Genomic DNA, 14,631 nt, shown 5'->3' on the forward strand with positions numbered 1-14,631 from the left:
CGACGCAACCGCCTGCGGGCGCCGCTTTGCGCGGCAGGCGGCGCCTAGAATGGCAGCATGAGTTCTCTGCGCGCGCGCTTGCTGGTGGCAGCCTCCGTCGTTCTGACGGCGTTCTTCCTGCTGACTGCGGCCGTGCTGGACAGCGCGTTCCGCGACAGCACGCTGCAAGCCCAAAGAGACAAGTTGGAGGGTCTGGTCTACTCCCTGCTGGCCGCAGCCAGAACCAATGCCGACGGCGACCTCACCGTGGCATCGGACGATATTTCAGATCGGCGCCTGATGCAGCCAGCCAGTGGACTGCAGGCCGCATTGTTCGATGAGCAGGGACTGCTGGCCTGGACCTCCACCGACTTCCTGGAAATGCCCGCACCGCCGGTGCCCGAGGTCGGACAGTGGCTGTTCGAACAAAGGGATCAGCCGTCCACGTTCGCGCTGAGTTACGGCTTGCGATGGATCGATCTGGAAGACGACCCCAAGCGTTACACCTTCGTCGTGATCGAGGACGCCACCAGTTTCAATCGCCAGCTGCAGACCTACCGCCGCGAGCTGTGGTTCTGGCTGGCGGCCGCCGCTGCCGGTTTGCTGCTGGTGCAGTACCTGGTGTTGCGTTGGGGACTCGCGCCCTTACGCAAATTGATTGCGGAGCTGCAGGCGATCGAAAAAGGCCAGCGCGGCGAAATTCAGACCGAATACCCGGACGAGCTGCAACCGCTGGCGCAGGGACTCAACGCCATGATCCGCAGCGAGCGCAACCAGCAAAACCGGTACCGCCATGCCTTGGGCGACCTTGCGCACAGCCTCAAGACGCCGATGGCAGTATTGCGGGGCATTGGCGAAGAATCGCGGATTCCGGAAGATCTACGCCCTGCGCTGCGCGACCAGCTCATGCTCATGCAACAGATCACCGACTACCAGTTGCGCAAGGCCGCAACGGCTGGACGACGGACCCTGGCCGAGCCGGTAGCTCCACGTCCCATCGCGGAGAAGATCGCCGACGCATTGCTCAAGGTTTACGCCGATCAGCCGATCCGCTTTGCCTTCGAGGCTCCGCCGTCGTTTCGCCTGCGCGCCGACAGCGGCGACCTGTTCGAGATGCTCGGGAACCTGCTGGACAACGCCTGCAAATACGGCGCCTCGCGCATCTCGGTCCGTTTCGGACAACAAGGAGCGTCGAACTTCATTCGCATAGACGACGACGGGCCGGGTTTTCCCGAAGAGGCCTACGAGCTGTTGCGGCGAGGTGTACGTGCCGATACGCAGAAGCCCGGCCAAGGCATCGGCCTGGCCGCGGTATACGAAATCATCAAGGCCTACGAAGGCCGGATCGAATTGGGCCGATCCGAAGCGGGCGGCGCGCGAGTCGCCATCTGGCTACCGGTGTAGCCCGCAGATCGACGACTGGATTGGTGGGTCGTGATGGGTTCGAACCATCGACCAACTGGTTAAAAGCCAGCTGCTCTACCGGCTGAGCTAACGACCCGTGGATGTCTTGATGTCCATGCTTGCGATCCTTCAGCCCAGGCAGCGCAAACGGGCCGCAATGATACCGGATCAAGGGGCGGACGAAACCCTTCCGTCCCGATAGCGGGTCGGATCTGCCACACCGGCCTCGCGGAAACCTTGCGCACGCAGTCGACATGAATCGCAGCGACCGCAGGCGCGCCCCTGATCGTCGGCACGGTAGCAAGAGACCGTCTCGGCGTAATCGACGCGCAAACGCACGCCTTCTGCGACGATCTGGGCCTTGCTCAGATGGATCAGCGGCGCGTGGACACGGAAACGACCGCCCTCAGTCCCCGTGCGGGTGGCCAGTTGCGCCAGGTTCTGGAAACTCTCGATGAACTCAGGGCGACAATCCGGGTATCCCGAGTAGTCGACGGCATTGACGCCGATAAACAGATCCTGCGCGCCCAACACCTCGGCGCAGCCCAGTGCCAGGGACAGAAAGAGCGTATTGCGGGCCGGAACATAAGTCGCCGGGATACCACTGGTAGGGTGGTTCGGCACTTCGATATGCGGGTCGGTCAGTGCCGAACCACCGAGCTGCGCCAGATCGACTTGCATGAGCCGATGCGTCGCGGCCTGCAAGCGCTGCGCAACGCGCTCGGCAGCCCGGACTTCCGCCAGATGGCGCTGGCCGTACGCGACCGCCAGCGTATGGGTTTCGTACCCTTGCTCGCGCGCCATGGCGAGTACCGTGGCCGAATCCAGGCCACCCGACAGCAGCACGATAGCGCGACGAATTTGCGGGCTTGGTTCCATGAGCGCCTGTGGCCTGCCTCAACGGCCCGGAGCAGCGCCCCAGAGAGCCTTGTGCAACTGGCTCTGGAATCTGACCGGGAGTTGATCGGCGAGAATCCAGTCGGCCAACTCGGCGCCCTCGACCTGCCCGTGACTGGGGGAGAACAACACCGTGCAGGCCCGGGCCAGGCCGCGTGAGCTCACTTGTTCCCGCGCCCATTCGTAGTCCGCGCGGTTGCAGATCACGAATTTGACCTCGTCGCTGGCGCGCAGGCGATCGAATTGGGCCCACAGATTGCGCTGCGCCTCGCCGGAGCCGGGCGTCTTTATGTCGATCACACGCAGTACGCGCGCATCCACTTGTCCGGCATCCAAAGCACCGCTGGTCTCCAGCGAGACGAGGCAACCCGCATCGCAGAGACGGGTCAGCAGCGCAAAGCAGGCCTTCTGTGCCAGTGGCTCGCCGCCGGTGACGCACACGTAGGGCGTGCGGAACCGACCGACTAGGCCCAGGATTTCATCGAAGCTGCTCCACTGTCCGCCGTGAAACGCGTACGACGTGTCGCAGTAGCGACAGCGCAAGGGGCAGCCGGTCAGGCGGATGAACGTAGTGGGCAACCCCACCCGGCTGCTCTCACCTTGCAGCGAGAAGAAGATTTCGCTGATTCGGACCCGGGCGGCGTCCTGTGCGGTCGACGACGCGCTATAGACCGGCGGGTGCTGTACTTCAGCCGCCAAGTTGTTGCAGCTTCTGCCGGGCGAGGTTGGCGGCATTCGAACTGGGAAACTCTTGCACGACACGTTGCAAGGACGCACGTGCCTCTGCATTCTGCTTGAGCTCGACCTGGGCCAGGCCCAGCTTGTACAGCCCGTCGGCCATCTTAGGGCTGGAACTGAAGCCGCCGATCAGCGAACGGAAGCTGCTGGCGGCTCCGGCGTAGTCGCGCTTGACCATCTGCGCTTCGCCCTTCCAATACCAGCCGTTGTCGGCATACCGACCCTGAGGCCACTGCTCCAGCATGTCGGCAAAGCCTCTGATGGCCTCGTCGTACTTGCCGTTCTTCAGCAGATCGAATGTACCCAGATACGCGCGCTCTTCCTCGGGGGTCGCCACTGCGGCCTTGGGCGTGTTGGCAGCAGCAATCGTACCCGGGATTGTGGTCGGTACCGTCGACCCGATCACCGCGCCGGTCGCCCCTTGCTCTAGCTGCTGCAGGCGGCGGTCGTAGCTGACCAGCAGATCTTTATTGCTGCGCTCGCGACTCTGCATGTCGAACTGCAGCTTCTCGATCTCTCCGCGCAGCACACGCAAATCCTCTCGGATACGCATCATCTCTTGATCGGTCTGCCCGGGATTCACAGAGTCCATTCGACGGATCAACTGAGCCGTCTTGGTCTCCACCTCCTGGAGGCGCCGTTCCTGCGGCGACAGCACATTGCTGGACGAATCGCTGATGGGACCGCCGAAATCCGCGCATCCCGCCAGCCATGTGGCGGCCAGGCAAACTGCGATCAATCGAGAATTCCGACGGTCCGACACCATGTCTAGCAGACTCCGAGGATCATGTGGAGGAGCAGCGAATCGCAATCGGATCAGAGCGGCATGATCTCGACGCGGCGATTCTTTGCCCACGCTGCCTCATCGTGGCCCGGGTCTGCAGGACGCTCTTCGCCATAGCTGACGAGCGCCAGCTGGGCTGCCGTAGCACCCGCCGACAGGAGCGCCGACTGCACCGCATTGGCACGGCGTTCGCCCAGACCTACGTTGTATTCACGGGTACCGCGTTCGTCGGCATGGCCTTCCAGGCGCACACGTGCAGTGGGATTGGCGGCCAGGTAGCGGCCGACCCGGGCAACGGTGGTCTGGCCGGCACTATCGAGATCGACGCTATCGAATTCGAAGTAAACGGATCGCTCGACCAGCGACATCGCCTTGATATCGTCCTGCGCCAAGCCGGTGCCCGCGCCGGCACCACCGGTATCGCCCGGGCTTGTGGACAGACCACTACCGGAACCGGCGTCGCCGGCTCCAGCCCCTGCGCCCGCTCCCGCAGACTTGTTGGACTTGCTGGCACACCCCGACATGACGAGACCGAGCGCAACCACGGACCCGAGAATTAGCTGCTTGACCATCTTGAAACTCCTGGAAAGTTTTTACGACTGATGATTGTTCGGAACTTAACGCTGCAATGGAGACCAAGCCGGTTCCCTGACGTCCCCAGACTGGCGCAGTCGTTGCCGAATGCGCCCGTCAGTGCTCACCGTCGCAAGCTCCGCTCCCTTCCCTCCCTGCGTGGCGTAAATGATCGCCGCACCGTTTGGGGCAAAGCTCGGACCTTCGTCGAACGGACCATCGCTGAGCATGCGCAGCGAACCGGAAGCCAATTCAAGCAGCGCAATACGATAGCGAGAATTGTTGAGGTTGACCAGCGCCAGAGTTTTGCCATCGGGGGAATAGCTGGCTCTCAGGTTCTGACGACCCTCAAAAGTCAATCTTTTTGCTTCGCCCCCATTGACCGACATCTGGTAGATCTGCGGCGGCCCGCCACGCTCGGAGGTAAACACCAGGGACTGCCCATCGGGCGACCAAGCGGCCTCGGTATCGATTCCGTCGGTGGTGGTCATGCGGCGTTTCACCCCGGTGCCGACATCGATGATGTAGATATCGGGATTGTTTTCGTACGACAGAGTTACCGCCACCTGAGTGCCGTCCGGAGACCACGCCGGCGAGCCGTTAATTCCCTTCTCCGACACCAGTTTACGCACCTTTCCGGTGGCGATCTCATGGATATAGATCGATGAACGGCCGCGCTCGTATCCAACGTATGCCAGGCGGCGGCGGTCGGGCGCCCACTGCGGCGACATCAGCGGCTCGCGCGAAGTGGCAATGGTGCGGGGATTCTCGCCATCCCAATCGGCCACCATCAGCGCGTAGGTTCGATCCAGTCCGAAACCCTTGGACGCAACGTAGGTGATCTTGGTGTTGAAAACACCTGGGATACCCGTCAGGTTTTCAAAAATTAGGTCGGCGATCTGGTGGGCGGTATAGCGCAACTGCGTGGGCTCGGCTGGCGGCATTTCAAACCCCAGGCGCTGCTCTCCGCGCAAAACGTCGTACAGGTAGAACCGCACCGAGACGCGGTCGGAGCCGGGATCTCGACGCACGCTGCCGATCACCACGTTGTCCATGTTGACCGCGCGCCAGTTGCGGTAGTCGATCTGTTTGGGATCGGAAGGACGCTCCAGCATGTCGGTCCGTGGCAGCGCGAAAAACAGGCCGCTGCGGACGAGGTCGCCCTCTACCACCTCGGCGATGTCCATCAGCCCTTCGTTGGCGGCGAACGGCACGATGGCAATCGGCTGGGCGCCGGTGGCGCCGCCGGTGACTTCAAACTGAAGCTGTGCCAGCGCGGTCTGGGCCCACCCCAGGCTCAGCAGGAGGAACAGCACTCTGATCGTGTATCGCATAGGAACGGTATCAGTCGGATTCAGGTTGGAAAATCGCAGACGCATTCTAAACCGACGGTCGCAGAAGTCGCCCGAATATGAACGAACATCCGCGGCACCATCAGTATCCGAGGCTCTCGGGCGTGAAGGTCGGCTCCAGCACGCGCTCGAATGCCTTCGGATCCGAGGGCAGCGGCAACGGGCTCGACTTGTAGACCGCGTTCTCGACCGAGACATCGAACGCCGCGTTTCCGGAACTGCGGATGATCGTCACCGCCACCACCTCACCGTTGGGCAGAATCTCGATGCGCACCTGGCAGCGCAAACCGGTCGGCAGCCCTGGTGGGCGCAGCCAGCGCGAACGGATGTGCTCGTTGAGTTCCTGCGCCCAGGTCTTCTGCACTTCGCCGATGCGGGCCGCCTCGGCCCTGGCCTCGGCCTCGCGAGCAAGCGAATCTTCCATCATCTGCTGCAGACGGCGTTGCTCTTCTTCCTTGCGCTTGCGTTCCTCGTCGGCCTTGCGCTTTTCCTCTTCCTTGCGTTTGCGCTCTTCCTCCTCTTTGCGCTTGCGCTCTTCCTCGGCCTTGCGTTTGGCTTCCTCGGCTTCCTTCTTCTTCTTTTCCTCTTCGGCCTTCTTGCGCTGGATTTCGGCCTGACGCTTGATCTCGAGCTCGCGCTTGACGCGCTCTTCCTCGATCTTGCGCTTTTCGATCTCCGGGTCCGGCTTCGGCGGTTCAGGTTCCGGCTCTGGCTCTGGCTCGGGTTCCGGCTCCGGCGGCGGCGGCTCGGGCTCGGGTTCGGGCGCAGGCGGCTCGGGTTCCGGTTCGGGCAAGGGCTCTTCCACCGGCGGCGGCGGCGGCTCGGTCTTGAGCTTGCCTTCCTTGTTCTGTCCGGTGATCACCAGCGCCTCGATCACCGGCGGCGGCGACATCTTGGGCGTGCACCGCACGCCGATCACCAGAAACACGAACAGCAGCAGGTGCAGACCCGTTGCCGAGAGGACGTGTCGAGAATGAAAAGGCATTTGGAGCTAGGGCGTACCTTCGCCAGCGATGTCGACCGGGTCGGTCACGAAGCCGATTTTCTTGACGCCAGCGGTCTGCAGCAACGTCATGGCCTTGGCCACGAACTGGTAGTCGGCCTGGCTGTCGCCTTCGACCAGCACCATCTGGTCGTTGCCGGGTTCGGCATTTCGCGCGATGGCTCCGGCGATCCTGACCACTTCGGCGTCTTCGAGGGGCTCCCCCGCTTTCTCGCCGCGATTGAGAAACATCTGTCCGTCGCGATTCACCGACAAAGTCAGCGGCTCGTCGTCGATGGTCAGCGGCGCCGCCTCGGTCTGCGGCAGCTGAACGTCAACGCCTTGCGTCAGCAAGGGGGCGGTGACCATGAAGATGATCAGCAGCACCAGCATCACGTCGATATACGGCACGACGTTGATATCGGCATTCATTCGGCGCTTGCCGCCTACGCGGCCGCCGGAGACCGATGCGCCCATTTCAGTTCTTCCCGCCGCGCAGACCGCGCTCGATGATGCCGATCATTTCTTCGGCAAAGGTCGAGTACTGGTTCTCCAGACTCTCCACGCTGCGTGTAAAGAAGTTGTAGGCGATGACGGCGGGAATCGCGGCAAACAAGCCCATGGCGGTCGCGATCAGGGCCTCGGCAATGCCGGGTGCCACCACCGCAAGCGTGGCCTGCTTCATGCTGCCGATGCCGATGAACGCATTCATGATGCCCCACACGGTGCCGAACAGGCCGATGTAGGGGCTGGTGGATCCGATGGTGGCGAGCAGTGCGAGGCCGCCTTCGAGGCGCTCGACTTCGCGCACGTGGGTGACCCGCATCTGACGATGCACCGCGGCGATGGAATCGTCGGGATCCGAATGTCCACCCTGCTGCTGGCGTCGATATTCCTCGAAGCCGGCGGAAAAGATCGGGACCAGTCCGTCGGTTTCCTTGTTGCGGGTCACCGATTCGTACAGATCGGCCAGATTGCCCCCGGACCAGAACCGCTCCTCGAATTTCTCGGAAGCCTGGCGCGTGCGAGCCAGCAGGGATCGCTTGGACAGGATCACCGCCCAGGAGACCACCGAGGCCAACACCAGGATGGCCATGACGGCCTGCACCAGCAGGCTGGCCTGCAGGATCAGATGGGTAATGGAGAGATCGGCATTCATGTGTTCTTTGAACGAGGGTCGATGACGACAGGGGTTGAGCGACCGGCATCCCACGCAAAGCCGGAGCCGTAACCGCGGATTCTATGCGAAGTGCTATCCAGACTCTGAAAACTTGCGGTCCGCTTCCCGGCCGATACCGAGTTCGGGCAATGATCGGGGCCGGAACGTGGCGGCATCCACGCAGCCCACCCGGACCCTGGCCTCGGACAGCAATTCACCATCGGCGACCCGATGCAAGCGCTGCAAGAATTCCAGGCTCGCGCGTCTGGCCTGCTCGATCTGCACCTGTACCTCGAGCGCATCGTCCAGTCGCGCCGGTCGTAAGTACCGGATTTCCAATGAAGCCACCGTGAACGCGATGCCCAGTTGAATGCGCATGGACTCTTGATCGTGCCCAAGCGAGCGCAGCCATTCGGTGCGCCCGCGCTCGAACCAGCGCAGGTAGTTGGCGTGATAGACCACGCCGGAGGCATCGGTATCCTCCCAGTAGGCACGGACGGGCCAGACGAATCCGCTCAGGCGACCGCCCTGTCCGTCCCCATTCCGGTGCCTCATGCGAACAGGTCCCCCGCTCCGGGGCGCTCCGGCGCCTTCAGCCCATAATGCTGGTAGGCCAGCCGACCGGCGACCCGGCCCCGCGGCGTGCGCATCAGATAGCCTTGCTGGATCAAGTAGGGTTCGATCACGTCTTCGATGGTATCCCGCGCCTCACCGATGGCTGCGGCCAGATTGTCGACCCCCGCCGGTCCGCCGTCGAAACGTTCGATCAGTGCCATCAGCAGTTTGCGATCCATCAGATCGAAGCCGTTACTGTCCACGTCCAGCATCCGCAGCGCATCCCCGGCGGCCGCTTGCGTCACCAGCCCGTCGCCACGAACCTCGGCATAGTCCCGTACACGGCGCAGCAGGCGATTGGCGATCCGCGGTGTACCGCGCGCGCGACGCGCGATCTCCAGCGCCCCCGGCGCCTCGATCGGCGTTTTAAGAATGCCGGCCGAACGCAGGACGATGTGCGCAAGATCCTCGACAGAGTAGAACTCCAGCCGCTGCACGATACCGAAACGGTCGCGTAACGGGCTGGTGAGCGCGCCGGCACGCGTGGTCGCGCCCACCAGGGTGAACGGCGGCAGATCCAGACGGATCGAACGCGCCGCCGGACCCTCGCCGATCATGATGTCGAGCTGGTAGTCCTCCATCGCCGGATACAGCACTTCTTCGACCACTGGCGACAGGCGATGGATCTCGTCGACGAACAACAGATCGCGCGGCTCCAGGTTAGTCAGCAGCGCCGCCAGATCGCCGGCTTTCTCCAGCACCGGCCCAGAGGTTTGACGCAGATTGACGCCCATTTCCGCCGCCAGGATGTGCGCCAACGTGGTCTTGCCCAGCCCTGGCGGGCCGAAGATCAGCACGTGGTCCAGCGCCTCGTTACGCCGACGCGCCGCTTCGATGGCGATGTCCATCTGCTCGCGCACTGCCGGCTGTCCCACGTATTCCGCCAGGCGATGCGGCCGGATGGCGCGCTCGATGCGCTCTTCGTCGCCAGTTTCCCGGGCGGATACCAGACGGCTTTCGCTGCTCATGGGTTCAGCGTACCGCACGCTTCAGGGCTTCGCGGATGATCTGCTCGGCGCTGAGGCCTTCTCCAGTAACGGCGTCGGCCAGGCGCTGCGCCTCGGCCGGCCGGTAACCCAGCGCCTCCAGCGCCGCACGCGCCTCCTGCAAGGGACTGCTGGGGCCGGCTATGCCAGCGACGGAAACGATGCTGCCGTCGCCGATCACCCCAGCCCGATCGCGCAACTCCACCACCAGGCGCTCGGCGGTCTTGCGGCCGACACCCGGCACTTTGGTCAGGCGGGTGATCTGCGCCTCACGCACGATCGCCCAAAAATCCGCCACCGAAAGCCCCGACAGGATCGCGAGAGCGATCTTGGGTCCAACGCCGGAAATCTTGATCAGGTCGCGGAACAGCTGACGCTCCGGCGCACTGCCGAACGCGTACAGCAAATGCGCATCCTCCCGCACCGTGAGATGCGTCAGCAGGCTGATCGTCATGCCCAGTTCCGGGAGCTTGTAGAACGTCGACATCGGCGCCTCGCATTCGTAGCCGACGCCGCCGACATCGATCAGCAATTGCGGGGGGGCCTTGGCAGCGAGTTTTCCGGTGAGGCGGCCGATCATTCTGCTTACCCCCAGGCCCGCTTGAGCGCATCGCCGGTCCGTCGCACGGTCGAGCCCACGTGCGCATGGGTCAGCGCAACGGCCAGGGCATCGGCCGCATCGGCCGCCAGTGCTTCGCGCGTGTTGAGCAACACCCTGACCATGTGCGCGACCTGATCCTTGTCGGCGCGACCGTTGCCGACGATGGCGAGCTTGACCTGCGCCGCCGCGTACTCGGCCACTGGCAGCCCCGCCTGCGCGCAGGCGCAGACTGCGGCGCCGCGCGCCTGCCCGAGTACCAACGCACTGGCGGCGTTGACACGATTGACGAAGGTTTCCTCCACCGCCGCCTGGTCAGGCCGGAACTCGCGGATCAAGTCGGCCAGACCCTCGAACACCGCCAGCAACCGCTGCGACATTTCACCGGCGCGCACGTCGAGGCGTCCGGCAACGATCAGACGACTACGTCCCTGCACGCATTCGATGACGCCATAGCCGGTATAGCGCGAGCCGGGGTCGACACCCAGGATACGCACGGCATTCAAGGCAGCTCGGCGTTGTGGAACACGTCCTGCACGTCGTCCAGCTCTTCCAGCCGGTCGATCAGTTTCTGCACCTCCACAGCGGTCTCGCCCGCCACCGCCACCGGGTTGCCGGGGCGCATGGTGACGCGTGCCTGCTGCGCCACGAAGCCGCCCTCGGCGAGATTTTTCTTGACCTGTTCCAGGGCGGCGGGCTGCGTCAGCACCTCGCACCAGCCGTCGACACATTGCACATCGTCGGCACCGGCCTCCAGGGCAGCCTCAAGCAGCCGATCCTCTAGCGCGGCGTCCGCACCGGTTTCGAACCAGAGCTGGCCTACCTGCGCGAACTGAAAGGCCACCGAGCCGCTGGTGCCCAGATTGCCGCCGACTTTGGAAAACGCATGGCGCACGTCGGCAACCGTGCGGGTGGGATTATCGGTCACGCAATCCACCAGCACCGCCACGCCACCCGGGGCATAACCCTCGTAACGAATTTCGGTGGAGGCGTCGGCGCCGGCACCACTGGCGCGCTTGATCGCGGCCTCAACCTTGTCGCGGGTCATGTTGGCGTCCAGCGCGCGGTCGACGGCCAGCCGCAGGCGCGAATTGCCCGCTGGATCGCCACCGCCCTGCTTCACCGCCAGCGCGATCTCGCGCACCAACTTGGTGAAGACCTTGGCCTTCTGCGCGTCGACCGCGTTCTTGCGGCCCTCGATACTCGGTCCACGTCCCATTAACACGTTCCTCGCGCAACGAGACTTCTGTCCCTCGCCCGCGCAGCGGGAGAGGGGGTTGAAAGCTCCGAAGGAGCTGAGGCCGACAGAGTCGGCAGTGGGGTGAGGGCCAGCACGGCCAGATCCATCACTACAGACATGACCATAGGTTTCAGAAGTTCAGCCGGATGCCGCCGTGTACGCCGTCTTCTTCGAGGTCGCGTGGACGATCGACATCGACCGACAGCTTGCGGTAACCGACGTACAGAGAAGCGTCGCGCAGTAACTGATAGTCCAGCGCGGCGGCGTACTCGAAGACGTCCTCGACGTCACCGAAGCTGGCGGGTTCCGGCCCGTACCAAGCATAGGCCGAAAAGCCGATCCGCTCATAGCCCGGCACGCGCACTTCCACCCTGCCACCCAGCTCCAGCGCACCACCATCGTCGCGATCACCGTTGATGTATTGGAGCCGCGCGCCCAAGCCCGCGGTCACGTTGGCTTGGCGTGCCCCGGCATCGCCGGTGAGCAGCGCACCGGCATGCACGGCGACGATGTTGTCGTCGCGGTCATCGTCGCCAAACAGGCCGCCGACGTCGTACTCGCCGTTGGCGCTGTTGATGACGCGCGACAGCGGACCGCTGATCGCCAGGCGCGCAGTGTCGCCGGAGAGATTGATGTCCAGCACTTCGGCGTGGGCGGTTCCGGTTGCGGCGATGAGAAGGGCGGCCAGCAGGCCGCAGCGCGTCCGATCCGCCATCATGCCGCCGCCTTTTTCTTGTTGATGGCGTGCACGGCGCGACCGTCCACCGCCAGATAGGCCTCGTGCAGCGCTTCGGCCAGGGTCGGGTGACCGTGCATGGTCAGCTGCAGGTCCGCCGTGGTGGCGCCGAACTCCAGCGCTACCACCACCGACTGCAGAATTTCCGACACGTAAGGCCCGACCATGTGCACCCCGAGGATGCGATCGCTCTTGGCGTCCGAGATCACCTTGACCGTCCCGGTCGCAGCTTCCAGGGCCTTGGCGCGGCCGTTGGCGGCGAAGGGGCTGGTGCCGGTCTTGACGTCAAAGCCGGCCGCCTTGGCCTGCTCTTCGGACAATCCCACCCAGGCCACCTCGGGCGCGGTGTAGATCACGCTGGGCACCGCGTTGTAATTGACCTCGGTCTTCTCGCCGTGCAGCTGCTCGACCAGCGCGACACCTTCTTCGATGGCCTTGTGCGCCAGCATCAGGCCGCCGATGACGTCACCGGTTGCGTAGACGCCCGCCAGATTGGTCTTGTAATTTTTGTCGACTTTCACGAAACCGCGCGGGTCCAGCTCCAGGCCCACGCCTTCGGCGTTGAGCCCCTCGGTGTATGGCCGGCGTCCCACAGCCACGATCAGCTTGTCGAACGACTCCGACTGCTTCTTGCCCTCGGATTCGTATTCGACCGCCACTTCCTTGCCCTTGGTCTTGGCGCCCAGCACCTTGGCGCCCAGACGGATATCCAGCCCCTGCCTGGCGAACTGCCGCTGCGCGTCCTTGGCGATGGTCTGGTCCACCATCGGCAGGAAGCTCGGCATGGCCTCCAGGATCGTGACCTTGGACCCCAGGCGCGCCCATACGCTGCCCAGCTCCACGCCGATAACGCCAGCACCGATGATGCCGAGCCGCTTCGGCACCGCCGTGAAATCCAATGCGTCCCAGGAGTCGCAGATGCGCTCGTGATCGAACGGTGCGATCTTCAGCTCCACCGGTTCCGAACCGGTTGCGACGATGATGTGCTTGGCGTTGAGCACCTTCTTCTCGCCACCGTGCGAGGTGTATTCGACTTTGCCGTCGCCCAGAAGGCGGGCAACGCCTTCCAGGCCGGTGACGCCGTTGGCCTTGAACAGCGCACCGATTCCGCCAGTGAGTGCGGCCGAAATCTTGTTCTTGCGCGCCTGCATGGCGGCCAGGTCGAGCTCCGGCGGGCTCACCTTGACCCCGTGCGTTGCCAGTTCGTGGCCGGCGCGATGGAACATCTCCGACGATTCCAGCAGTGCCTTGGACGGAATACATCCGGCGTTGAGGCAGGTGCCGCCGTAGGCCGGCTTGTTGTCGCGGTTGAGCCAGGCGTTGATACAGACGGCTTTCATACCGAGTTGGCCGGCGCGGATGGCGGCGGGATAACCGCCGGTGCCGCCGCCGATCACGATGAGATCGTAGGTGTCGCTCATGAGCGGGTGCAGATCCTCTGGTCTTGCAGACTGGGACCACATTGTAGCGGCCGGCACCCGATACCGCCCGGCCGGGATTGGTCCTATCCACGCGGCGCGTGGCGGCTCGGCGAACAATTCGGAAGCAGCCGGACCGCGGCGCTGCCGGCAGATGCGCCGGTGTCGTCGCCGTGCTTCGGCTGCCCGCTTGCTCAGCGGGCGCGAGGCCGGCGCCTCATCCGGATCTGCGCCCGGCGGCCGGGCGTCAACCGTCTCGGCAGCACGCCTGTTCTAGGCCGGCAACAGCGCGTTGGACGCAGCGATCGCGTCGCCGCCAGTGCTGTCGAAAACTTCGCGCCAGCGCGCGTAGGCTTGCGTATCCCCCGCTTTCCACGGATGAAAGCCGGGCCGGTAATAGGCCAGATAATGCGGCAGCAGGCGCGTCATCAGCCCGCGCCGCCCGTACAGCCACCACAAGCCCTTGGCCCAGGTCCGCGCACGGTTCGGCACGTCGTCCACCTCGAACATGTGACGCATGATCAGAAACGTGTGCAGCGGAAACATGACCGAGACGTACAGCATCGCCAGAGTCCGCGGCCCGTAACCGACATCGGCCACTTTCTGCATGACGTCGAAGGCCACGCCCTTGTGCTCGATCTCCTCCACCCCGTGCCAGACGTACAGGGCACGCATGCGCTCATCGGCGGCGGCGAACACCTCGGGATTGTTCATGAAGCCGTGCGCCATGATGGCGGTGGCGTGTTCCACCGCCGCCGTGTGGGCGATGGTGTATTCCTTCGGCAGATTGCGCCGAAACCAGCTCAGAATGCGCTTCTCCTGAGCCACGATCTTGTCGACCGCCACACCCTGGCGCGCGATGCGTTCGTTGTAGGCGTTATGCACCATGCCGTGCTGACCTTCCTGGTAGGTGAAGTCCTTCACCTGGGCCTGCAGCTCGGGGTCGCCGATACGGTCGCGAAAGTCGCGGACGCACTGGATGAAGAACTTCTCGCCTTCCGGAAACAGCAGTGACATGGCGTCGAAGAAACGGGTCTTGAACGCATCGCCACCGAACCAGTAGCGCGGGATGTCGCCGTCCAGGCCGAAATTCGGCCCCTGGCGCGGCACGATGCGGGATTCGAAGGGGCTGGAACCGTCCATTTGCATGCTCCTGAGGTCGTCCTGATG

At 64.1% G+C, this 14,631-nt stretch carries 17 protein-coding genes and 1 tRNA gene; 1 reads left to right on the plus strand and 17 read right to left on the minus strand.

Annotated features, from left to right (window positions below; translation table 11 throughout):
- The first annotated feature begins 57 nt into the window (after positions 1–57).
- Complete coding sequence (locus tag ACOOHP_RS12835; RefSeq protein WP_420466814.1) at positions 58–1,383, plus strand: ATP-binding protein; 1,326 nt, start codon at positions 58–60, stop codon at positions 1,381–1,383.
- A gap of 21 nt (positions 1,384–1,404) precedes the next feature.
- Here the strand turns inward: ACOOHP_RS12835 and ACOOHP_RS12840 are convergent.
- The 17 genes from ACOOHP_RS12840 to ACOOHP_RS12920 form a co-directional block, all read right to left on the minus strand.
- Positions 1,405–1,480: transfer RNA gene (locus ACOOHP_RS12840), tRNA-Lys, on the minus strand.
- 71 nt (positions 1,481–1,551) lie between these two features.
- Entirely contained in the window at positions 1,552–2,262 is a 711-nt protein-coding gene (gene queC, locus ACOOHP_RS12845) for a 7-cyano-7-deazaguanine synthase QueC (RefSeq protein WP_420466815.1), read from the minus strand.
- An 18-nt stretch (positions 2,263–2,280) separates the two neighbouring features.
- On the minus strand, positions 2,281–3,015 hold the full coding sequence (queE, locus tag ACOOHP_RS12850) for a 7-carboxy-7-deazaguanine synthase QueE (RefSeq protein ID WP_420466816.1): 735 nt from the start codon (positions 3,013–3,015) through the stop codon (positions 2,281–2,283).
- Positions 2,969–3,784 (minus strand): tol-pal system protein YbgF, encoded by an 816-nt coding sequence (ybgF, locus tag ACOOHP_RS12855; protein WP_420466817.1) that lies wholly within the window; start codon positions 3,782–3,784, stop codon positions 2,969–2,971. The genes queE and ybgF overlap by 47 nt, the downstream gene beginning before the upstream one ends.
- Before the next feature lie 50 nt (positions 3,785–3,834).
- Positions 3,835–4,374 carry a peptidoglycan-associated lipoprotein Pal gene (gene pal, locus ACOOHP_RS12860; protein WP_420466818.1) on the minus strand — a complete coding sequence of 180 codons (540 nt, stop codon included), beginning with the start codon at positions 4,372–4,374 and terminating at the stop codon, positions 3,835–3,837.
- Positions 4,375–4,419: 45 nt separating this feature from the next.
- The gene (gene tolB, locus ACOOHP_RS12865) at positions 4,420–5,709 is read right to left on the minus strand and encodes a Tol-Pal system beta propeller repeat protein TolB (protein WP_420466819.1); all 1,290 of its coding nucleotides are present in this window, start codon (positions 5,707–5,709) and stop codon (positions 4,420–4,422) included.
- Positions 5,710–5,809: 100 nt separating this feature from the next.
- A complete protein-coding gene (gene tolA, locus ACOOHP_RS12870) occupies positions 5,810–6,712 on the minus strand; it encodes a cell envelope integrity protein TolA (protein ID WP_420466820.1) in 903 nt (300 codons plus the stop codon).
- A 6-nt stretch (positions 6,713–6,718) separates the two neighbouring features.
- The gene (gene tolR, locus ACOOHP_RS12875) at positions 6,719–7,141 is read right to left on the minus strand and encodes a protein TolR (RefSeq protein WP_420466821.1); all 423 of its coding nucleotides are present in this window, start codon (positions 7,139–7,141) and stop codon (positions 6,719–6,721) included.
- Between the two features lie 46 nt (positions 7,142–7,187).
- Positions 7,188–7,868 carry a protein TolQ gene (gene tolQ, locus ACOOHP_RS12880; protein ID WP_420466822.1) on the minus strand — a complete coding sequence of 227 codons (681 nt, stop codon included), beginning with the start codon at positions 7,866–7,868 and terminating at the stop codon, positions 7,188–7,190.
- Positions 7,869–7,961: 93 nt separating this feature from the next.
- On the minus strand, positions 7,962–8,423 hold the full coding sequence (gene ybgC / locus ACOOHP_RS12885) for a tol-pal system-associated acyl-CoA thioesterase (RefSeq protein ID WP_420466823.1): 462 nt from the start codon (positions 8,421–8,423) through the stop codon (positions 7,962–7,964).
- Positions 8,420–9,451, minus strand: coding sequence for a Holliday junction branch migration DNA helicase RuvB (gene ruvB, locus ACOOHP_RS12890; RefSeq protein ID WP_420466824.1), 1,032 nt, complete (start codon positions 9,449–9,451; stop codon positions 8,420–8,422). The genes ybgC and ruvB overlap by 4 nt, the downstream gene beginning before the upstream one ends.
- 4 nt (positions 9,452–9,455) lie before the next feature.
- On the minus strand, positions 9,456–10,049 hold the full coding sequence (ruvA, locus tag ACOOHP_RS12895) for a Holliday junction branch migration protein RuvA (protein ID WP_420466825.1): 594 nt from the start codon (positions 10,047–10,049) through the stop codon (positions 9,456–9,458).
- 5 nt (positions 10,050–10,054) lie between these two features.
- The gene (gene ruvC / locus ACOOHP_RS12900; protein WP_420466988.1) at positions 10,055–10,564 is read right to left on the minus strand and encodes a crossover junction endodeoxyribonuclease RuvC; all 510 of its coding nucleotides are present in this window, start codon (positions 10,562–10,564) and stop codon (positions 10,055–10,057) included.
- Between the two features lie 5 nt (positions 10,565–10,569).
- Entirely contained in the window at positions 10,570–11,286 is a 717-nt protein-coding gene (locus tag ACOOHP_RS12905) for a YebC/PmpR family DNA-binding transcriptional regulator (protein WP_420466826.1), read from the minus strand.
- Between the two features lie 151 nt (positions 11,287–11,437).
- Entirely contained in the window at positions 11,438–12,025 is a 588-nt protein-coding gene (locus ACOOHP_RS12910; RefSeq protein ID WP_420466827.1) for a YfaZ family outer membrane protein, read from the minus strand.
- The gene (gene lpdA, locus ACOOHP_RS12915; protein WP_420466828.1) at positions 12,022–13,464 is read right to left on the minus strand and encodes a dihydrolipoyl dehydrogenase; all 1,443 of its coding nucleotides are present in this window, start codon (positions 13,462–13,464) and stop codon (positions 12,022–12,024) included. The genes ACOOHP_RS12910 and lpdA overlap by 4 nt, the downstream gene beginning before the upstream one ends.
- Positions 13,465–13,734: 270 nt before the next feature.
- Positions 13,735–14,604 carry a metal-dependent hydrolase gene (locus ACOOHP_RS12920; RefSeq protein ID WP_420466829.1) on the minus strand — a complete coding sequence of 290 codons (870 nt, stop codon included), beginning with the start codon at positions 14,602–14,604 and terminating at the stop codon, positions 13,735–13,737.
- Positions 14,605–14,631: the final 27 nt, after the last annotated feature.

The organism is Panacagrimonas sp. (genome assembly GCF_965216805.1).
GTDB lineage: Bacteria > Pseudomonadota > Gammaproteobacteria > Nevskiales > Nevskiaceae > Panacagrimonas.